Source organism: Streptosporangium sp. NPDC004631 (genome assembly GCF_053601935.1).
This window is the reverse complement of record NZ_JBSGCR010000029.1, coordinates 37,531-57,090: the sequence shown is the minus strand read 5'-3', so window position 1 is coordinate 57,090 and position 19,560 is coordinate 37,531. Positions and strand designations below refer to the sequence as shown.

Annotated in this window: 18 protein-coding genes, 2 tRNA genes and 1 other RNA gene; 13 read left to right on the top strand and 8 right to left on the bottom strand. The window is 70.2% G+C overall.

The window, feature by feature from the left end:
• Window positions 1-137 precede the first annotated feature (137 nt).
• From ACWEF2_RS24915 to ACWEF2_RS24895, 5 genes are all read left to right on the top strand, one after another.
• Window positions 138-647, top strand: a complete 510-nt coding sequence (locus ACWEF2_RS24915) for a tRNA adenosine deaminase-associated protein (RefSeq protein WP_453818765.1) — start codon at window positions 138-140, stop codon at window positions 645-647.
• 16 nt (window positions 648-663) lie between these two features.
• Window positions 664-1,155, top strand: a complete 492-nt coding sequence (locus ACWEF2_RS24910) for a tRNA adenosine deaminase-associated protein (RefSeq protein ID WP_355600113.1) — start codon at window positions 664-666, stop codon at window positions 1,153-1,155.
• Window positions 1,156-1,181: 26 nt separating this feature from the next.
• The gene (gene tadA, locus ACWEF2_RS24905; RefSeq protein WP_453818764.1) at window positions 1,182-1,646 is read left to right on the top strand and encodes a tRNA adenosine(34) deaminase TadA; all 465 of its coding nucleotides are present in this window, start codon (window positions 1,182-1,184) and stop codon (window positions 1,644-1,646) included.
• Between the two features lie 24 nt (window positions 1,647-1,670).
• Window positions 1,671-1,760: transfer RNA gene (locus ACWEF2_RS24900), tRNA-Ser, on the top strand.
• A gap of 884 nt (window positions 1,761-2,644) precedes the next feature.
• Window positions 2,645-3,625, top strand: coding sequence for an alpha/beta hydrolase (locus ACWEF2_RS24895; protein ID WP_453818763.1), 981 nt, complete (start codon window positions 2,645-2,647; stop codon window positions 3,623-3,625).
• Between the two features lie 205 nt (window positions 3,626-3,830).
• On the opposite strand, the gene ACWEF2_RS24890 is transcribed toward ACWEF2_RS24895, so the two are convergent.
• From ACWEF2_RS24890 to ACWEF2_RS24880, 3 genes are all read right to left on the bottom strand, one after another.
• Window positions 3,831-4,169 (bottom strand): type II toxin-antitoxin system VapB family antitoxin, encoded by a 339-nt coding sequence (locus ACWEF2_RS24890; protein ID WP_453818762.1) that lies wholly within the window; start codon window positions 4,167-4,169, stop codon window positions 3,831-3,833.
• 70 nt (window positions 4,170-4,239) lie between these two features.
• Window positions 4,240-5,094 (bottom strand): KPN_02809 family neutral zinc metallopeptidase, encoded by an 855-nt coding sequence (ypfJ, locus tag ACWEF2_RS24885; protein ID WP_453818761.1) that lies wholly within the window; start codon window positions 5,092-5,094, stop codon window positions 4,240-4,242.
• Window positions 5,095-5,416: 322 nt separating this feature from the next.
• Window positions 5,417-5,505, bottom strand: a tRNA-Ser gene (locus tag ACWEF2_RS24880).
• An 82-nt stretch (window positions 5,506-5,587) separates the two neighbouring features.
• On the opposite strand from ACWEF2_RS24880, the gene ffs reads away from it, so the two are divergent.
• An RNA gene (gene ffs, locus ACWEF2_RS24875) (signal recognition particle sRNA small type) lies at window positions 5,588-5,683 on the top strand.
• Window positions 5,684-5,714: 31 nt separating this feature from the next.
• Window positions 5,715-8,072, top strand: coding sequence for a DNA polymerase III subunit gamma and tau (locus tag ACWEF2_RS24870; protein ID WP_453818760.1), 2,358 nt, complete (start codon window positions 5,715-5,717; stop codon window positions 8,070-8,072).
• A 352-nt stretch (window positions 8,073-8,424) separates the two neighbouring features.
• Here the strand turns inward: ACWEF2_RS24870 and ACWEF2_RS24865 are convergent, their stop codons facing one another.
• Window positions 8,425-9,897, bottom strand: a complete 1,473-nt coding sequence (locus ACWEF2_RS24865; RefSeq protein ID WP_453818759.1) for a GAF domain-containing protein — start codon at window positions 9,895-9,897, stop codon at window positions 8,425-8,427.
• A 422-nt stretch (window positions 9,898-10,319) separates the two neighbouring features.
• Between ACWEF2_RS24865 and ACWEF2_RS24860 the strand changes: the two genes are divergently transcribed.
• From ACWEF2_RS24860 to ACWEF2_RS24840, 5 genes are all read left to right on the top strand, one after another.
• Entirely contained in the window at window positions 10,320-10,673 is a 354-nt protein-coding gene (locus ACWEF2_RS24860; RefSeq protein WP_355600278.1) for a YbaB/EbfC family nucleoid-associated protein, read from the top strand.
• Window positions 10,674-10,676: 3 nt separating this feature from the next.
• A complete protein-coding gene (gene recR / locus ACWEF2_RS24855; protein WP_355600272.1) occupies window positions 10,677-11,276 on the top strand; it encodes a recombination mediator RecR in 600 nt (199 codons plus the stop codon).
• Window positions 11,269-11,799, top strand: a complete 531-nt coding sequence (locus ACWEF2_RS24850; RefSeq protein ID WP_355600273.1) for a DUF5063 domain-containing protein — start codon at window positions 11,269-11,271, stop codon at window positions 11,797-11,799. Before recR ends, ACWEF2_RS24850 begins: the two co-directional genes overlap by 8 nt.
• Before the next feature lie 91 nt (window positions 11,800-11,890).
• Entirely contained in the window at window positions 11,891-13,165 is a 1,275-nt protein-coding gene (locus tag ACWEF2_RS24845) for an aspartate kinase (protein ID WP_453818758.1), read from the top strand.
• Window positions 13,162-14,229 (top strand): aspartate-semialdehyde dehydrogenase, encoded by a 1,068-nt coding sequence (locus tag ACWEF2_RS24840; RefSeq protein WP_453818757.1) that lies wholly within the window; start codon window positions 13,162-13,164, stop codon window positions 14,227-14,229. Before ACWEF2_RS24845 ends, ACWEF2_RS24840 begins: the two co-directional genes overlap by 4 nt.
• 120 nt (window positions 14,230-14,349) lie before the next feature.
• Here the strand turns inward: ACWEF2_RS24840 and ACWEF2_RS24835 are convergent, their stop codons facing one another.
• The 3 genes from ACWEF2_RS24835 to ACWEF2_RS24825 form a co-directional block, all read right to left on the bottom strand.
• On the bottom strand, window positions 14,350-15,087 hold the full coding sequence (locus ACWEF2_RS24835; protein ID WP_453818756.1) for a hypothetical protein: 738 nt from the start codon (window positions 15,085-15,087) through the stop codon (window positions 14,350-14,352).
• 235 nt (window positions 15,088-15,322) lie between these two features.
• A complete protein-coding gene (locus ACWEF2_RS24830) occupies window positions 15,323-16,411 on the bottom strand; it encodes a type III PLP-dependent enzyme (RefSeq protein ID WP_453818755.1) in 1,089 nt (362 codons plus the stop codon).
• A 121-nt stretch (window positions 16,412-16,532) separates the two neighbouring features.
• Window positions 16,533-17,342: a UTRA domain-containing protein gene (locus tag ACWEF2_RS24825; RefSeq protein WP_453818754.1), complete on the bottom strand. Its 810-nt coding sequence runs from the start codon at window positions 17,340-17,342 to the stop codon at window positions 16,533-16,535.
• 212 nt (window positions 17,343-17,554) lie between these two features.
• Between ACWEF2_RS24825 and ACWEF2_RS24820 the strand changes: the two genes are divergently transcribed.
• A complete protein-coding gene (locus ACWEF2_RS24820) occupies window positions 17,555-18,331 on the top strand; it encodes a bestrophin-like domain (protein ID WP_453818753.1) in 777 nt (258 codons plus the stop codon).
• 171 nt (window positions 18,332-18,502) lie between these two features.
• Here the strand turns inward: ACWEF2_RS24820 and ACWEF2_RS24815 are convergent, their stop codons facing one another.
• The gene (locus tag ACWEF2_RS24815) at window positions 18,503-18,715 is read right to left on the bottom strand and encodes a hypothetical protein (protein WP_453818752.1); all 213 of its coding nucleotides are present in this window, start codon (window positions 18,713-18,715) and stop codon (window positions 18,503-18,505) included.
• Between the last annotated feature and the right edge of the window lie 845 nt (window positions 18,716-19,560).

The following is a 19,560-nucleotide window of genomic DNA, read 5'->3' as shown; positions in this document are numbered from 1 at the left end:
AGACAACGGGTGTCGCCCGGATGGTATGACCCGTATCACCTGCGCACTTTGGTCACAATTTGATCGTCGGAGCGTACGCCGGTGGGATGGTTCTGAAAGCATTGGCGTCCATAGACAACGCATCGGTGGGGATGGCCATGTCGGACGAAGAAGCCCTGGACTTTGCCATCGTGGTCTACCGCGAGGACGACGGCTGGGAGGCGGAGATGCTCCCGGTGGCGCTCACCTCCGATCTGCACGGCCTGATCCACGCCCTCCGCCAGCAGCCGAGCATGAACGGGACGATTGGCCTGGTTGCCGTGGGGGATGAGTTCTTCGTGGCATTAAGGGTGTTCGGTGAGCGGGCGGAGGTTTTCCTCTCCGACATCGCCGCGTCCTGGGACTATCCTCTCGCCCGGCAGGCGCTTGAGTATCTCGACGTGCCGGTGCCCGACGAGGACGAGCTCGACGAGATCCTGCAGGACGAGGAGACGGCGCTTCCCGCCGGGGACCTGTCGATCTTCGCCGACCTGGGCCTCGACGAGATGGAGCTCGGCATCCTCTCGGGGGACATCGACCTGCTCCCCGAGGACGTTCTGTCCAGCATCGCCGCACGGCTGGGGTTCTCCGAGCCGTTCGAGCGCGCAATCGACTCGGTGTTCGGCTGACCTCGGGAGATCGGCCATGGCCTCCAGACCATCCGGTAACAGCGTGTTCTCGGCAGCCTTCGTCCGCACCCCGGACGGATGGAACGGCGCTGAGGTCGATCTCAGCGCCGCCGAGATAGTCGACGATCTCAGCGACGCCGTCCAGGAGAACCTCGGGCTCAACGGCGACGAGATGGTCCTGCTCTGCGTGGAGGTGGAGGACGAGTGGTTCGCGATCGTCCGCTACCAGGACGACGCCGAGCCCCGCACCTTCCTGTCGGACGCCCAGGCCGGCCTCTCCGACGAGCTCGGTGAGCTCTTCACCGAGCTGGCCGGGGTCGCCGCCGACAAGGAGACCCCCGACCTGGGCGTACGGCCCGCCGGTGACTTCGAGCTCCTCACCGACCTCGGCCTGAGCGCCGAGGAGCTCATCGAGCTCAGCATGGAGGAGGGCGCGCTTCCGGCGGACACGCTCTCGGTGATCGCCGACCGGCTGGCCTTCGCGGACGAGCTCGACCGGCTGAGATGACGGGCGCCGTGGTGACGGGCGCCGCGATGACGGATTACGTCCCGGGGATGCGGCTCGCCCTGGCGCAGGCCGTACGGGCGGGTGCCAGGGGTGAGGTGCCGGTCGGCGCCGTCGTCCTCGCCCCGGACGGCGCGGTGCTGGCCGAGGCCGGAAACGACCGCGAGTCTCTGAACGATCCGACCGCGCACGCCGAGATCCTCGCCCTGAGGCAGGCCGCGCGGCTCCGAGGCGAGTGGCGGCTGGCCGGGTGCACGCTGGTGGTCACGCTGGAGCCCTGCACGATGTGCGCCGGGGCGGCGGTGCTGGCCAGGGTCGACCGTGTCGTCTACGGTGCCGTGGACCCCAAGGGGGGTGCCGTGGGCTCGCTCTGGGACGTGGTGCGGGACCGTCGGCTCAACCACCGGCCCGAGGTGGTCACGGATGTGCTGGCCGGCGAGTGCGCCGAGGTCCTCACCGAGTTCTTCGCCGCCCGACGGATGCGCGAACAATAGCGGATATCCGGTAAGCTGCTCGGCGGTGGAGTCGCCTAGTGGCCGAGGGCGCACGCCTCGAAAGCGTGTGATGGGGCAACCTATCCGTGGGTTCAAATCCCACCTCCACCGCCATCCGGGCACCATGGGAACCCCCGGCGAACGAAGGTTCGCCGGGGGTTCTCGCCGTCCAGGCCCCGGCGGGGCCGCTTGGCCGGCCCGTCGAGGCCGTTCGCGGCGCCGTCGGCGACGTGGAGGCCCCGTTCCCTGAGGGCCTTCGTCCGGTCGCCGCAGCCCTGAGCCACTCCGCTGTGATACCCGCGCCCTGTTCGGCGCCCTCGACGAGCTGCCCGGCATCGGTCGGCCCGGTGTCATGAGGGGCTCGTGGCCGCCGTAGCGGAGCGCTCTTTCGAAGAGCGCCCTCCCCCGGGTGTGCGTTCGCCTCACCGCTGATATCCGGGCAGGCGGCCGTGTTCTTGTCTTCGGCGCTTTCCGTCTGGCCCGTGGAAAGAGAAAGGGCCGTCGCCGGAATTTGGTGGGCGGCCTGCCGCGGAGGGGTTTTCTTCGCTTCCCGCGATTTCGAATATTCCGCCGCCGGGCGGATTCGCGGGGTGTCGCGTACTCGGGTGACAGGCCGGTCCGCCGATGCGAACGCCTGCCGTGTGATGGGTTGAGTCCCCTGCCGGGGTGGCGGTCGCCGCTGACCGGCGTGTCTGCCGTGGCTGGGGCGGGAACGGCTCGATGCCTGAGGGGGCGGGTCGGCCGGCGCGCGTGGTCGGAGGTGCGCCGGCCGGGGATTGACAATATTTCACCCGTACTTTATATCTTGATGAAAAATGCAGGAAGAAAAACGTGAAGAACGAGGGCGGCGCCGTAGGACTTGGTTGACGTGGCGTGGCCGGATGGACGGATAAAGCGAAACGAGAAGTGGTCAGAATCGCCGACTCTGCACGAAAGGCGACGCAATGAAATGGCTGCCGAGATGGCGATTTAAATGGAGGCGGCCAGTCAGGCTTCCGGTGATTGTGCTCGGCGTTTTACTGGCCTTCCTGGTCGTGGTGACCTACGTGACGCCATGGCCGTCGGCGATGGTGATCCGTTATGTCTTCGAGCGGGGCGGTGCGAAGACGGCCGAGGAGATGGCCCCACATGTCCCCGCGTCTGGAGTTTCCGCGCGGTTCGACCTCGGCTACGGAAACGACGGTGCCGACACCACACTCGACGTCTTCACTCCCGATCGGGGAACGGGCAGGCTCCCGACCGTCGTCTGGATCCACGGTGGAGCGTGGATCTCCGGCTCCAAGGCCGATGTCGCCCCGTACCTGAAGATACTGGCCTCTCACGGCTACACGGTTGTCGGTGTCAACTACTCGATCGCCCCTGGACACCGCTATCCCACCGCGGTGCACCAGCTCAACAAGGCACTCCGTTACCTGCGGGAGCACGCCGACGCGCTGCGGGCCGATCCGGACAACGTCGTCCTGGCCGGTGACTCTGCCGGTGCTCAACTCGCGAGCCAGCTGGCCACCCTGGTGACGAACGCGGACTATGCGCGGTCGCTGGACATCCAGCCCGCGCTTGAGCCGGAGGAACTCCGTGGTGTCGTCCTCAACTGCGGTGTCTACGACCTGAGCTCGATGCGTCAGGCGCAATGGCTCAGCGCCTGGGGTTTCAACGTCGCGCTGTGGGCCTATTCGGGATCACGCGAATGGGAGTCGACCCCCGTGGGTGATCAGATGTCCGTCATCGAACACGTCACCGCGGAATTCCCGCCCACCTACATCTCCGGCGGCAACGGTGACTCGCTCACGCCGATTCAGTCGGTTCCCTTCGCCGCACGGCTGCGGAGCCTGGGTGTTTCGGTGGACGCGCTGTTCTGGGACGCCGGCCACGAACCCGCCCTTCCGCACGAATACCAGTTCCATCTCAACCGCTGGGAGGCCGGCGAGGCTCTCACCAGAACGCTCTCGTTCCTTGGGGCTCACATGCCGGATTCCTAGGCGGGCCACTCGGCGGCGTTCGGGATTTCCCATGTCGTCCGGCCGATGACCCGGCCGGTTCTGCCGCGACCGGGTGGCCGGGGCCGCTTCGCCGGGACCGTCGTCGCGCAGAAGGGCTCCCGGTTCACCGGGAGCCCTTCTCGTCGTCCTCTTCGCCGTCTTCGTTTTTCCACTCTTCGCAGCTCGCTTCGCCTCTGTCCCGGCCTCAGGATCCCTGGTTCCAGGATCCCTGGTCGAGCCCCCCGCCGTCGGCGGGCAGCTCAAGGACCCGGGCGTGCAGGACGGAGCGCTGATGCAGGGCCGAGCGCAGCGCCCGGTGCAGGCCGTCCTCCAGGTAGAGGTCGCCCCGCCACTGGACCACGTGCGGGAACAGGTCGCCGTAGAAAGTGGAGTCCTTGGCGAGCAGGGAGTGCAGGTCCAGCACCGCTTTTGTGGTGATCAGCGTGTCGAGCCGGACCTGTCGCGGTGGTATCTGCGCCCACTCGCGATGCGAGAGGCCGTGCTCGGGGTAGGGCCGGCCATCGCCGACCAGCTTGAAGATCACACTATGTAGTTTATGAGAGATTCGGGTTTTTTGCCCGCAGGGTCGCCCCCGCCCCAGGTCAGCGGCCCTGTCAGATGCTCCCGGCGAATGTGTCGCACGTGGCGGGGTCGCCGCTCTGATAACCGGTGGTGAACCACCTGACACGCTGCGCCGACGTCCCGTGGGTGAAACCCTCCGGGTCCACCCGGCCCCGGGCGCGCTTCTGGATGCTGTCGTCGCCCACGGCCGAGGCCGCGCTCAGCGCCTCCTCGATGTCCTGCCTGCTGAACGGCTTCTCGAACAGGCCCGTCTCGTAGGCGTTCTTGGCCCACGCGCCGGCGTAGCAGTCGGCCTGAAGCTCCAGCCGGACCGAGCCGCTCGTCGGGCCCTGCCGGTCGCCCCGGACCCTGGCGCTGGTGCCGAGCAGGTTCTGCACGTGATGGCCGTACTCGTGCCCGATGACGTACGCCTGGGCGAACGGTCCGCCCTTGGCGCCGAACCTGCTCTGCAACTGGTCGAAGAAGCTCAGGTCGAGATAGACCCGCTGGTCGGCCGGGCAGTAGAACGGTCCCACCGAGGAGTCGGCGGCGCCGCAGCCGGTGTTCACCTGACCGGAGAACAGGACGGTCTTGGCCGGGCGATAGTCCCCCATGGCCTTGGACCAGTAGTCCTGGACGCTGTTGACCACGCCGACCACCCGGCACTCCTCGTTCTGGTCGGCGTCCTGCCCGGTCCTGCACTGGGCGCCCAGGTTGGAACGGGGGCCCACCGGGGCGGGGTCGGAGCCGGTGATGTCTCCGGGGTTGATTCCGAATATCAGCGCCACAACGAGCGCGATGATCCCGGCCGCGCCGCCGCCGATCGCCAGGCCGCCCCCGGGGAGCCCTCTCCGCCCGCCGCTCTCGACCTGTGAACTGTCCAGCCGGGCATCGTCTCTGAAGTCCATCGCCGACGTCCCTTCGATCCTCTTGGTACCCCCCACTGCCCTCGGGAGGACCGGACATGCCGGTGGTTCGCCCACCTCCGGAGCCGGCGCCGTGACGCCGTTGGCCGCCACCCGGGTGGCCCTCCCCGCCCCTCCACCGTCTCATGGCCGGCCCCGGAGGCCGTGAGCTCCCTCGCCCTTCGGGGACGCCGAGAGGGGGGCGGTGCGGCGGACGGGGGTGGGGAGTCCTCCGGACAGGCCGGCTGAGACCCGAATTGAGACCCTGACGCACGGAAGCCCGCTCCGGGATGGAAGCGGGCTTCTGTAGTGTGGCTGTGAGCCGTGGCGGAGGATAGGAGATTCGAACTCCTGAGGGGTTGCCCCCAACACGCTTTCCAAGCGTGCGCCCTAGGCCAACTAGGCGAATCCTCCGCGAGAAGCCTACCGGACTTTTCCGGGTGCGTTGACCACATATTCCGGCACCCGAGCACTCCGATCAGAGGCTAGACTGGGCCCGGACCCCTCGCGCGGCGTCATCCTGTGAACCTCCCCAGGGCCGGAAGGCAGCAAGGATAAGCAGGCTCTGGCGGGTGTGCGAGGGGTCTCTTCGTTTCAGGCTCCCTCGCAGGTGGGATCGTCGCATGAGTCTTGCGCTGTACCGCAAGTACCGGCCCGGGACCTTCGCGGAGGTCAAGGGGCAGGAACACGTCACCGAGCCGCTGCGGCAGGCGCTGCGGAGCGGCCGGATCAACCACGCCTATCTGTTCAGCGGGCCCCGAGGGTGTGGCAAGACCTCCAGCGCCCGGATCCTGGCCCGCTCCCTGAACTGCGAGAAGGGCCCGACCCCCGACCCTTGCGGCGAGTGCGACTCCTGCGTGGCGCTGGCCCCCACCGGGCCCGGGCACCTCGACGTCATCGAGATCGACGCCGCGTCGCACGGCGGTGTGGACGACGCCCGCGACCTGCGTGAGCGGGCCTTCTTCGCGCCGGTGTCGGCGCGCTTCAAGATCTACATCATCGACGAGGCGCACATGGTGACCCGCGAGGGGTTCAACGCGCTGCTCAAGCTCGTCGAGGAGCCTCCCTCGCACCTGAAGTTCGTCTTCGCGACCACCGAGCCGGAGAAGGTCATCGGGACGATCAAGTCCCGGACCCACCACTACCCCTTCCGGCTGATCCCGCCCGCGGCGTTGCGCACCCTCATGGAGGAGATCCTCACCTCCGAGAGCGTCCCCTTCGAGCCCGCCGCGCTGCCGCTGGTGGTCCGGGCGGGCGCCGGGTCGGCCCGTGACTCCCTGTCGATCCTCGACCAGCTGTTCGCCGGGTCGGACGAGGCGGGCATCACCTATGCCCGCGCGGTCTCCCTGCTGGGTTACACCGACGGAGACCTGCTCGACGACGTGGTCGCCGCCTTCGCCGCCCGTGACGGCGCGCGGGTCTTCCACGCGGTGAACCGGGTGGTCGAGGGGGGGCACGACCCCCGCAGGTTCGCGATGGACCTGCTGGAGCGCTTCCGTGACCTGGTGATCCTGGCCAATGTGCCGGAGGCGGCCGGCAGCGGGCTGCTTGACCGGCCCGCCGACGAGCTGGAGCGGCTCCAGGAGCAGGCCGCCTCGATGGGCCCGGCCGAGCTGACCCGTGCCGCGGAGATCTTCAACGCGGGCCTGACCGAGATGCGCGGCGCGGCCTCGCCCCGGCTGCTGCTGGAGCTGATGTGCGCCAGGACGCTGCTGCCCGGCGTCGCGCGGGACGAGGCGGCGCTGCTCGCCCGGCTGGAGCGGCTGGAGAAGGGGGGCGTCGCCACATCCCCCGGCACCTTCGCTCCGGCCCCCGTCCACCTTTCCGTCTCCACCCCCGGCTCCGGCCCGGCGACCTCCACGGTGCCGGTCTCCCAGGATCGGCCCTCCGCCGCGCCCGCGCACTCCGCGGCCTCCGCGTCCACTCCGCCCCCCGCCGCTCCCTCCCCCGCCGCCGGTACGGCTCCCGCCGCCTCGCCCGGCGCCCCCCGCGCACGGGACGACGACTGGCCCACCCCCGCCAGGCCCGGCGCCCCGATGACCGAACCTCGGGCCCAGACCCCGCGCTCTCCCCACGCCTCCCAGGACGTCCCCCCGGCCTCGCGGGCCTCCGGCCCGACGGCCGCCGCCGACTCCGGGCAGGAGGGGGGAGCGGTCCACCAGATGTGGCCGCAGGTGCTCGGCGTGCTCAAACAGCGCAGCATCGTCGTCTGGGCGAACGTCAACACCAACGCCCAGGTCGTGGGGGTCGAGGGCAACATCGTCACCCTGGGTTTCGCCCAGGTCGGCGCGATGAGGAACTTCATCGGCGGCGGTAAGGACGCGGTGGTCGCCGCCGCGCTGCAGGAGGTTCTGGGCGGCAACTGGAAGGTCGAGGCGGTGGTCGGCGGCGGCCCCGCCCCGGCCGGAGGCACCCGTCCCCCCGCCCCGCCCCGGCCCTCGGCCTCACCGCGCCAGGAGCACGCAGCCAGGCCCGCTCCCGCACCGGGCTCCGCGCCGCCCGCGGGGCCGTCCACCGGGCCGTCCGGCACGCCGCCCGCGGGGCCGGCCGCCGCGTCCCCGGCCGCCTCGCAGCCCCCGGCCGAGCAGGGCCGGCCGCGTCCCCGGCCGCAGGCCCGGCCCGCCACCGACGAGTCCTGGCCGGACGCTCCGCTCCCCGAGGATCCCGGCTCGCCTCCCGGCCCAAATCCCGGTTCAAACCATGCCTCAAACCGTGGCTCAAGCCACGGTTCAAACCCCGGCTCGAATCCCGGCCTCGCCGCCGCACGCTCGGCGGCCAGGGCCGCGGCCCAGTCGGGGCCGAAAGCCGGTGGCGGCAGGGCGGCCTGGCCGGACGCGGTGCCCCGCCGTGACCCCGCCCCCGACGCCGACGAGGTCGATCCGCTGAACGACGCCGACGCCGACGTCGACGCACTCACCGGCATGGCCCTCATCCAGCGTGAGCTGGGCGGCCAGATCATCGGTGAGATCGACCACACCTGAGCGGCCACCCCGTAGGAAGCTCTCGGACCCGCGGGACACGACGTTCCGCCCTCCGCGATCAAGTCGAGCGGCCACCCGTAGAAAGGTCTCGGACGGGGAAGGCCGGGGCCGCCGGTGTGCCGCCGTACCCGTGGATGCGGCCGGTGAGCATCGCGGCCCGGCCTGGGCCGGTTCCCGGGTGAGTGCTGTGGTTGCCCGGGTGAGGACCGTGGCGCGGCCGGTTGGGGCCGGACAGGTTGGGGGTGTTCGTGGCCGCGGCGTGGTCGGCTCCGCCTGTGCGGGTTGCCGGGAGGCGAGGGTCGCGACCGGTCCGGGAAGACCGGTTGCCCGGGGCGAGACGATGTCGGCCGGGCTAGGGCGGGCCGAGGCCGATGAGGCGGATCCGGGCCGCGGCCCCGCGATGGTCGTCTGCGGGGAGCATGGCGGCGAGCCGCTCCAGGACGTGCGGATCGTTCTTGGCGTATTCGGTGTTCGCGTAGGCCCACAGGTCGTCGGGGGAGCCCCGGAGCAGAAGGTGGGCGCGGACCTGGCCTTCGAGCTCGTCACGTTCGCCGCGGATGGCCGGGGACTCCGACCGGGGCAGCAGCGGGCCGCCGTAGGCGCGGGCGACCGGGGCGGCCTCCTGTCCGGCGAGGAGGCGTCTGAGATGGAGAAAGTCGGCCTCGACCGCGCAGGCCAGCCGGTACGGCTTGGCGGCGATGACGGGCCCGAGCCGGGCGCGGAGGCGGTGGATCTCGGCGCGGACGGTCACCGGGTTGCCCATGTCGCCGTACAGGTGGAAGGAGAGCTGGTCGGCCGTCGCCCCCTGGGGGTTGAGGGCCAGCAGCGTGAGGATCTCGGCGTGACGCAGGGAGAGTGGGACGCGGGCCCCGTCGAGGCCTGCGGACGGATGCTCGGCGCCGAGGAAGGACAGGGTGAGCACCGGGACGTGCGGCTGGTCGGGGAGACGGAGCAGGAAACCCTCGCCGAGCGGGTCGAGCAGCGCGGCACGGCCGTCGGGCAGGACCACCCGGTCGCCCGACTCGGGCAGGCGGACTCGGCGGTTCCACCGCTGGGTCCGGCCGCCGGCCACGACGCGTCCCGTCGCGGTGACCAGGGCGCCCGGCTCGCCGCGCAGTGCCCGCAGGTGTCTGCCGTGGTGGGTGCGGAACCGGTCGTCGCGTTCGCGCATGCGCAGCGCGAGATGGCTCTCGGCCAGGCGTGCCGTCGTCTCGACGAGGGCCACGGTCGCCGGGTGCAGGGTGTGCATGGTCCCGCTGAGGTCGACGCAGCCGAGCACCTCGCCGCTGTCCGGGTCGATGATCGGCGCGGCGGAGCAGGACCAGAGGTGAAGGGCTCTGACCAGATGTTCGGCGGCGAAGATGTGGACCGGCCGCCGGGTCGCGAGCGCGGTGCCCATGCCGTTCGTGCCGATCGCCCGCTCCCCCCAGTGGAAGCCGTCGGCCAGCCCCACCTCGTCGGCCCTGCTCATCGCCCGGTGGTCGCCGTCGCGCCAGAGCACCCGGCCGTCGGCGTCGGTGACGATCAGGATGTGCTCGCTCGCCGAGGCGGTATCCAGGAGCGTCTCGGCGATGAGCGGCAGCAGCGCGCTCATGGGGTGCGCCGACCGGACCTCCTGGATGTCGCGGTGTTCGAAGGCAGGCGGGGCCGACCTGGCGTCGGGATCGACGCCCGCTTCCATGGAGCGGCGCCACGAGGCGGAGATCAGGCTCCGCAGCGCCCTGTCCGGTGGCCGCCCGGAGTTCAGGGCGGCCTCGTGCAGGCGGCTTAGCCGTACCGAGTAGGCGTCCGGATCCGAGACGGCTCTCGGGCGGCCGTCGGGCATGTGCCACCCCCAGGAATCAGACCGGTGGGCGAAGCATCTGCGGTGGAGACCTCCGCCCGCAACCGATTCGGCCAAAAGGAAGTGCGAAGGGTGATGGGTCGATCGCAACGTGTGTGCAACCTGGAGTTGGATACCTTCGGGACCACACGCCGCCGTGTGCGGCCGCTCCGGTGCGTGTGACGTCGGGTCCCGGACGTCGTGGAGGGGGGCCGGGACCCGACGGAGCGCCTGCCTGTCCCGGCACCGTGACGGGGTGCCGCCGGGATGGCGCGGTGGTCGTGGAGGAGTTCCGCCGGCGCGGATCGGGACCCTTGAGTGGTTTGGCCGCAGTCCAGGGGGAACACGGCATGCGCCAGTGCGATACCGGCCTCCGACCCCGTAGGCTCGTGACGACTGACGTCACGGACGAGGAGCACACGACGGTGAATCCAGGGGATGTCAACCTGCAGCAGTTGCTGGAACAGGCGCAGCTGATGCAGCAGCAGCTGGTGAGCGCCCAGCAGGAGTTGAACGACGCCCAGGTCGAGGGCACGGCGGGCGGTGGTCTTGTCGTGGCCACGGTCAACGGCGGGGGCGAACTGCTCGAACTGAGGATCAGTCCCGAGGTCGTCGACCCCGGTGACCCCCAGGACACGGCCGACACCATCGCCGACCTGGTCATCGCCGCGATCCGGGATGCCGTCCGGGCGGCCGCGGACCTCCAGCAGGAGAAGCTCGGGCCGCTCGCACAGGGGCTGGGAGGCGGGAGCGGGCTCGGCCAGCTGCCCGGGTTCTGAGTCATGTACGAGGGGGTCGTCCAGAACCTGATCGACGAGCTGGGGATGCTGCCCGGCGTCGGTCCCAAGAGCGCGCAGCGGATCGCGTTCCACCTGCTGGCCGCGGAGCCGGCCGATGTGAAGCGGCTCGCCCACGCGCTGCTGGAGGTCAAGGACAAGGTCCGCTTCTGCCGGGTCTGCGGGAACGTCGCAGCCGAGGAGGAGTGCCGGATCTGCCGTGACGTCCGGCGCGATCCCCAGGTGATCTGCGTCGTCGAGGAGTCCAAGGACGTCGTGGCGATCGAGAAGACCCGCGAGTTCCGGGGCCGTTACCATGTGCTCGGTGGGGCGATCAGCCCGATCGACGGGGTGGGCCCCGACGACCTGCGCATCCGTGAGCTGATGACGCGCCTGGCCGACGGCCGGGTCACCGAGTTGATCCTCGCCACCGACCCCAATCTGGAGGGGGAGGCGACGGCGACCTATCTCGCCCGTCTGGTGAAGCCGATGGGGCTGAGAGTCACACGACTGGCCAGCGGCCTGCCGGTAGGCGGTGACCTTGAGTATGCCGACGAGGTCACCTTGGGCCGCGCGTTCGAGGGTAGGAGGCTGCTGGATGTCTGACGCATGGGGTGCTCTCGCGGAACGGGTCGCCGGTCACGCGGAGAACTACATCGACGGCCTGACCAGGCTGGCGGGCGGCGAGGGCGGTGACGCCATTCTGCCGCTGCTCCTTGTGGAGGTCGCGCAGGTCAGCTCGGCCGGCGCGCAGCTCGGGGCCAGCCAGGACGTGATCCTGTCCGGTAACTGGGAACCGCATCTGAGCGAGGACCCGGACGTCGACGCCGTCCGTACGGCCCTCGCCGAGCGGCTCGGCCCGGTGGACGACTACGCGGAGGTCTTCGACCCCTACAAGGACACCTCGGTCACTCCGTACCGGCTGTCGGACGATCTCACCGCCGTGGCCGCCGATCTTCTCCACGGCCTGCGGCACTATCAGGCGGGGCGTCCGCTGGAGGCGCTGTGGTGGTGGCAGTACTCCTACTTCAACACCTGGGGTAACCACGCGGGGGCGGCCATGCGCGCCCTTCAGGCGCTTGTCGCGCACACCCGGTTGGATGTGGCGGAAGAGCGCACAACGGTGTGATCGTCCACATACTGGGCCAGACCAGAAGTGCTCCGCCGGTGCGCCATTAGACTGAGAGCTCCACAGCCCTAGATTGCTTCGGAGACATCTCGTGGCGCTCGTTGTTCAGAAGTACGGTGGTTCGTCCGTCGCCGACGCGTCCTGCATCAAGCGGGTCGCCCAGCGTATCGTCACGACGAAAAAAGCCGGCAACGACGTCGTGGTGATCGTCTCGGCGATGGGCGACACCACCGACGAGCTGCTGGACCTCGCCCAGCAGGTCTCGCCGCTGCCGCCGGGCCGTGAGCTCGACATGCTGCTCACCTCCGGTGAGCGCATCTCGATGGCTCTGCTGGCGATGGCGATCGCCAACCTGGGACAGGAGGCGTGCTCGTTCACCGGTTCCCAGGCCGGTGTGATCACCGACTCCTCCCACGGCCGGGCCCGCATCATCGACGTGACGCCCGGCCGGATAAAGGGCGCGCTCGACGCCGGTCAGGTGGCGATCGTGGCCGGTTTCCAGGGGGTCTCCCAGGACACCAAGGACATCACCACGCTCGGCCGGGGCGGTTCCGACACGACCGCCGTCGCGCTCGCCGCCGCCCTGAACGCCGACGTGTGCGAGATCTACACCGATGTGGACGGCGTTTTCACCGCGGATCCGCGGATCGTCCCGGTCGCCCGCAAGGTCCCCAGGATCTCCTACGAGGAGATGATGGAGATGGCGGCCTGTGGAGCCAAGATCCTGCACCTGCGCTGCGTCGAGTATGCTCGCCGCTTCAACCTGCCGATCCACGTCAGAAGTTCGTTCAGCACCAAGGAAGGCACGTGGGTCGTCTCGGACCCCGACAGCGAAGGAACAGAGATGGAGCAGCCGATCATCTCCGGCGTCGCGCACGACCGGAGCGAGGCCAAGATCACCGTTGTCGGGGTGCCCGACAAGGTCGGCGAGGCTGCCACGATCTTCAAGACGCTGGCCGACGCCGAGGTCAACATCGACATGATCGTGCAGAACGTGTCGGCGGCGGCGACCGGCCGGACGGACATCTCCTTCACGCTGCCCGCGAGCGACGGCTCCACGGCGCTCACCGCGCTGAAGAAGATCCAGGAGAACATCGGCTTCGAGTCGCTGCTCTTCGACGACCAGATCGGGAAGGTGTCGCTGGTCGGGGCGGGCATGCGCTCGCACCCCGGCGTCACCGCGACGTTCTTCGCCGCCCTCGCCGACGCGGGGGTGAACATCGAGATGATCTCCACCTCGGAGATCCGCATCTCGGTGATCGTCGGGCAGGACGAGGTGGACTCGGCGGTCACCGCCGCGCACCGCGCGTTCAACCTCGACGCCGACCAGGTCGAAGCCGTGATCTACGGAGGTACCGGCCGATGAGCCGCAAGCCCACCCTCGCCCTGATCGGCGCGACCGGTGCCGTGGGCACCGTCATGCGCGACATCATCTCCAACCGGGAGGACGTCTACGGCGACGTCAAGCTCGTCGCGTCCGCCAGGTCGGCGGGGAGGGTCCTGCGGGTCCGCGGGGAGGACCTGGTCGTCCAGGAGCTGACCGCCGAGGTCTTCGACGGGGTCGACATCGCGATCTTCGACGTGCCGGACGAGGTCTCCGCCGTGTGGGTGCCGATCGCCGCCGGGCGCGGCGCGGTCGTCATCGACAAGTCGGGCACCTTCCGGATGAACCCCGACGTCCCGCTGGTCGTGCCGGAGGTCAACCCCGAGGCGGTGCGCAGCCGCCCGCTGGGCATCGTCTCCACCCCGAACTGCACCACGCTGTCGATGATGGCCGCGATAGGCGCGCTCCACGGGGAGTACGGCCTGCGCGAGCTGGTGGTCGCCTCCTACCAGGCGGTCTCCGGCGCGGGCGTGGCCGGCTCAGCCCGCCTCTACGACGAGATCGAGGCCCTCGCCGGTGACCGGACGGTGGGGCAGAGCGCCGGCGACGTGCGCAAGGCCCTGCAGAACAAGCTGGGTGAGGACGAGTCGCCCTTCCCGGCGCCGGTGGCGTTCAACGTCGTGCCGTGGGCCGGCTCGCTCAAGGACGGCGGCTGGGCCTCCGAGGAGCTCAAGCTCCGCAACGAGTCCCGGAAGATCCTGGGGATCGGCGACCTGAAGGTCTCGGCGACCTGCGTCCGGGTTCCGGTGATCACCACCCACTCGCTGGCCGTGCACGCGACCTTCGAGCGTGAGATCACCGTCGCCGACGCGCACCGGATCCTGGAGGCGGCCCCGACCGTGGTCGTCATGGACGACCCGGCCAACGGCGTCTTCCCGACCCCCGCCGACGTCGTCGGCACCGACCCGACCTACGTGGGCCGCATCCGTCAGGCCCTCGACTTCCCCAACACCCTCGACCTGTTCGTCTGCGGCGACAACCTCCGCAAGGGCGCGGCCCTGAACGCGGCGGAGATCGCCGAACTGGTCGCGGCCGAGTTCGCGTAGCCGGCCGTCCGCCGCGCGGTGATGTCACCGCGCGGCGGACGCCGGGCACCTTCCCCCGCTCCGCCGTCCGGTCCGCGGCCTTCACGCCGGTTCGCATCCGGCCCGTACGGCTCGCCGACGTCAGCGGAAGAGAATGTCCCAGTGGTCGGGCTCTCGGGCGTAGACGGTTCCCGCGGAGCCGTAGAGAGGGGCTCCGTCGCCGCGGACCCGCTGGTACGGGTACTCCCGCTTGATGTAGCGGCTGATGCAGCGGTTGGGCGTGATGTCCAGCTTGTAGCCCGCGTGGTGGCTGTAGGGCCCCGGGGAGTGGCCGATCTCGGTGCCCCCGGTGATGACGACCGGGCATCCGCTCCGGCGCTTCAGCGCGATCACGTCGGTCACGGTGGCGGTTCTGACCGCCTCCAGTGAGGTGCACTGCCTCACGTTGCGGTTGGTGCATCCTCCGGACGACTTCCAGCCCAGGCCGGCCCGCTTCAGACGCTGCGCCGCCTCCGCGTGGCGGAGCCGTAGCGGCGGCAGGTGCTGTGCCGTCCTCTCCGGTGGCCTGGCCTTCTCCGCAGGCCGGGCTCTCTCCGCCGGCCGGGTCTGGATCTCCTGCGCTCGCCGGTACAGGTTCCGGGTGTAGCGCCGGGCGGTCTCCAGGGTGCCGAGGCGGTGGGCGGTGGTCGCCGTGGCCCGCCGCGCCGTGGCGGACGGGACCACCAGGGGTGGGTCCACGACCATGACGGTGAGCGGTGGCCGGGCGGTGTCGGCCGAGGCCGGGCCGTCCGCGGCCAGCGCGATGAACGAGATCTGCAGAGTCAGAAGTGCTCCGGCGGTAAGCCGGGCCGCTCTCCGTCTACAGGGACGTGTCCCCATAATTTATCCCTTGTCGCGGGAGCCCTTCCGCCAGAAGGATCAATCCCACACCCGGACGGGTGTGACCCCTCCGGTAACCGGGAATTTGCCCTGGGATGGTGATCATCGTGCGCTTCAATGACCTAACCGCGTTATCGGTCGTACGGTGACGAACACGGCTGATCCGACACTCTGCGCGTAACGTGAGAGCTTGGTCGCCGCCCGAGCCCGGGGCCGGACGACGGTGACGTCTTGATCAGACGTAGGAGAACTCCGGGTGCGGGTGCATCAGGAAGTCGTGGTGGGAGATGTTCCAGGCGTAGGCGCCGGCCATGAGGAACTGCACGACGTCGCCGGGTGCCAGGGCCGCCGGGACCCGGCGGGTGAGGGTGTCCCTGGGGGTGCAGAGCTGGCCGACGATCGTGACCGGCTCGCCCGCCTCGGCGATGACCATCGGCTGGTCGTGGCCCTTGGTCGCGGGGGTGCGGAGGTGATGGGTGCCGCCCGCCACGACGGCGAACAGCTCACCGTGGACGCGCTTGACGTCGAGCACGCGGGTCACGTACCGGCCGCAGTAGACCGACAGCGAGCGGCCCGGCTCGATCCGCAGGGTCTCGCCGGGGCGGCGCAGGCCGGCCAGGCCCCTGCCATAGGTCTCCCAGTCGAATCGTGTGTCGGGGTCGGCGTAGTCGACGGCCATGCCGCCGCCGAGGTTGATCTCGGCCAGGCCGAGGCCGCGGGCGTACCGGAGCACGCCGTCGGCCAGCTCCAGCATGCGCGAGGCGTCCAGGCCGCTCGCCAGGTGGGCGTGGATGCCGTGCAGGCGTACGGCGTCCTGTCCTTCCAGGAGCGTGACGCACTCGGCGATGCCTGCCGGGTCCATGCCGAAGGGGGTCGCGCCGCCGCCCATGGCCAGGGCCACGTCTCCGATGGAGAGGGCGAGATTGGCCCGGAGGAGCACGTCGGCCTCCCGGCCGGTCGCGATCAGGCGGCGCAGCTCGTTCGGGCTCTCCACGTGCAGGCGCCCGACTCCGCGATCGAGGGCGAGCCGGAGCTCGCCGTCGGTCTTTCCCGGGCCGCCGAAGGCGATCCGGGCCGTGGGGAGCACGCCCAGGACGTGTTCCAGCTCGCCGCCGGAGGCGACCTCGACGCCGTCCAGATGCCGGGCCAGGACTCGCAGCAGCTCCGGGTCCGGGTTCGCCTTGGCCGCGTAGTACAGCTCGATTCCGGGCAGCGCGGCCCGCACCGCCGCTGCATGGGCGTCGAGCGCGGCCAGGTCGTAGACGTAGGCGGGCAGCCGCCCGGCCTCCGCCAGTTCACGGGCTCTTCGGGGGAGAGCGTCCACAAGGTCTCCGATCAAGAGGTGACGTGCCGGGGCTCAGATGAGGGGAACGTCGATTCGACGATCAGGTGCTCGGTGGGCGTGACCGTGGTGGTCGTCTCCCCGATCCGGCGATATCCGGCGATCAGAAATGGTCGAACCCGGCCACCTGGCCGACCACGAACACGTGCCGACCGGCCGCGCAGACGGTCTCCAGCGCGTGAACGGGTACGTCGGCGGTGCTGACGCTCACCCGCAGCACCTGCACCACCCACTCGCCGGGCACCTCCAGCAGATCCGCCTCGTACGGGGTCGGAGGCCGGGAGATCAGCGTCTCGACGGCGTGCCCGAACCGGTGCCCCAGATCCTCGATCGCAGCCTGAAGCGTGGGCAGGACGAAGCCCTCCTTCTCCAGCCGGGTGCCCCGGGCGACGTCGAGGCGGAAGTAACTGGTGGCGATCCGCACCGGCACACCGTCGGCCCAGAACATCTTCCGCCGCGCCATCACCTCCTCACCCGGCTCGACCCGCAGGGCGACGGCCACGTGCTCGCCGGCCGGCTCGGCCCCGATGAAGAGCATCTCGCGTTCGGGTCTCAGCCCCTGGCGGGCGGCCTCGGTGAGATAGAGGGACTCCGAGCCGCGCACCGACGGCGGCGTGGGGATCGCCCGCTCGACGAGGACACGCGGCCGCGGCTCGACCGGCCCGGCCGGGGCCTGGTGGGACGGCGCGCCCGCCTTCTTCATCTGGCTCACCCGCCCCGGAGTCACGCCCAGGTGGCGGGCGATGTCATTCTGCTTCATGCCGAGCTCCTGAGCCTCGATGATCGCCGCGCGGCGGATCCGGGAGAGCTCCACGGATTGGCCCTGCAGCGTGGCCATGGCGGCGGACGCGGCGCGCGCACGGTCAAGCGGGTCGGGGATGACTGCGATGTCGTGCAGCGTTCCGACGTCCAAGGCACCGGTCCCTCATCTCGCGTCCACTCGAAGTTTAGCCCCTCTATTTCTTCGTCGCCCACGACGGGTGGCGGCCGGACCCGCGCGGCGTCGCTCGGGCCTCGCCGGAAGGACGCGAACTTCGCGCGCGGCTTCCATGGGAAACGCGTACGTTATCGTAATTAAAAGATTACCCTCGGTAGTTAACTTCATGGTGAATTCGAGGGAGTCTCATGGGCTGGATAAGCGTGCTGGCGGTAGCCGCCGTCGCGATCACCCTGGTCGCGCTGCTCGTCCTCAGGAAGAAGGGCCGTGAAGGCGAGGATCAGGGGGTGGCGTCGGTGGACTTCGCCGCCAATCTCGCCCTCGCCGTCTATCTGCTGGTGCTGGCGTACGCCGTGGTGCTCTGCCGGGACGCGATCTCGACATCGGAGACCGATATCCGGGCCGAGACGGAGACGTTGAGCGAGATGTACTGGTCGATCGCGCCGATCCCCGAGGCGGCGGCGATCCGGGCTCAGATCAGGGACTACTCCGCCAAGAGCGCGTCCCTCGACTGGCCGCTCATGACACGGGGCGAACTGTCCCCGGTCCCCACGAAGCTGCTTGAGGACATGCGTGCGCAGGTGATCCGGCTCCGGCCGTTCGGCGACGAGAGCAAGACTCTCCTGCAGAACGCCGCCAGCCATGCCTCCGAGGTCGCTCACGCCCGCTCGGTCCGGGCGGACGACGCGAACACGGGGCTGGAGAGCATCTTCGTGATCTCGATGATCATCTCCGGGCTGCTGGTGATCGTGCTGCCGTGGACGGCCGGGACCAGGCCCACGCGCGTATCGATCATCGGTGATGCGGTCCGGGTGAGCGTGGTCGTCATCGGCATCGGCTTCATCACGCTGATCAGCCATCCGTTCAACGGTCTCAGCGCGATCGGGCCCGATGACTTCGTGGCCGTGCAGCAGCAGTACGACCAGATCGACGCCCAGTTCCCCGTGCGGTTCCCGGCCGGATAGCCGGCCCCGGCGGGGAACCGGTCTCCCACGGGGTAACCCGAACCGGTCTTCCGGGGAACCGTCCCCACCTCGCGCCAGAGGCTCGGCGGCAGAACACCTGCCGCCGAGCCTTTTCCCTCTGGTCGGCCCTTGACGGGTCCCGCCCCGATCCCGCCTGCTTCCCCTCCGGCCCTACCGGCGTGTCCTGCGGCTCAGCATGGCGACCACGGTGACCGAGATCACGCCGGTGAAGAGCACCAGGATGACCAGCTTGCGGTCGGTGCCCTGGCGCCGCTCGGCGAAGCGGTCGAGGATCTGCTGTTTCCGCAGGGCGAACGGCAACCCGGGTGACGTGGCGACCGGAGACGGGCTGGCCGGTGGCAGGGACGGGCTCGGTACGGGCACCGCCACCGGTGGCGTGATGGCCGGAAGAGGAGGGGCGGGGGCCGGTGGCCGGACGACAGGGGGCGTGGGCGGCGCCGGAGTCGCCGGTGGGGACGGTGAAGGGCCGGGAGATTGGGGTGTGGACACCGTCGGTGTAGGTGTCGCCGTGGGCGTGGGCGTGGGCGTGGGCGTGGGCGTTGGTGTCTGTGTTGGGGTTGGGGTTGGGGTGGAAGCGGGCGTGAGAGTGGGGGTGGGGGTAACGATGGGAGTTGGTGTCGGTGTCGGGCTGGGGCTGGGGGTCGCGGTCCCCGTGACGGCCGGTTCCGGTTCGTGGCATGAGGGGTCGGAGCCCAGCAGCACCGAGAGGATGCCCAGGCAGGACAGGGGGTTCAGGATCTGGGGCAGTGGATCGCAGTGACCGGACAGGCCGAGCAGCGAGTCCAGCGATCCGGCGTGACAGCCGGACGACGACTCGTCCTCGGGCGGCTCAACCCCGGGTGACTCGCCCCCCGACGACGACCCGGACCCGTCCGACGGCGCGGTCCCGGAGGGGGAGGGAGACGCGGACGCGGAAGGGGACGGGGAAGGGAAGGGGGACGGGGGCGCCGGCGGGGATATGGGCCCGATTTCCACCCCGACTCCCAGCGCGGCCCCGATTCCCGCTTCCCCAGACGGCGCTTCGGGCCTGGCCGGAGGCGCAGTCCCTACCTCGATTCCCGCCCCGGCTCCGACTCGGGCGCCGGCCCCCGTTGCCGTTGCCGTTGCCGTTGCCGTTGCCGTTGCCGCCCCGGCTCCGATCCCTGCCCCTGCTTCAGCCCCTGTCCCGGTCTCGGAACCGGGTGCGGAGGGTGGAGATGGGGGCCGGA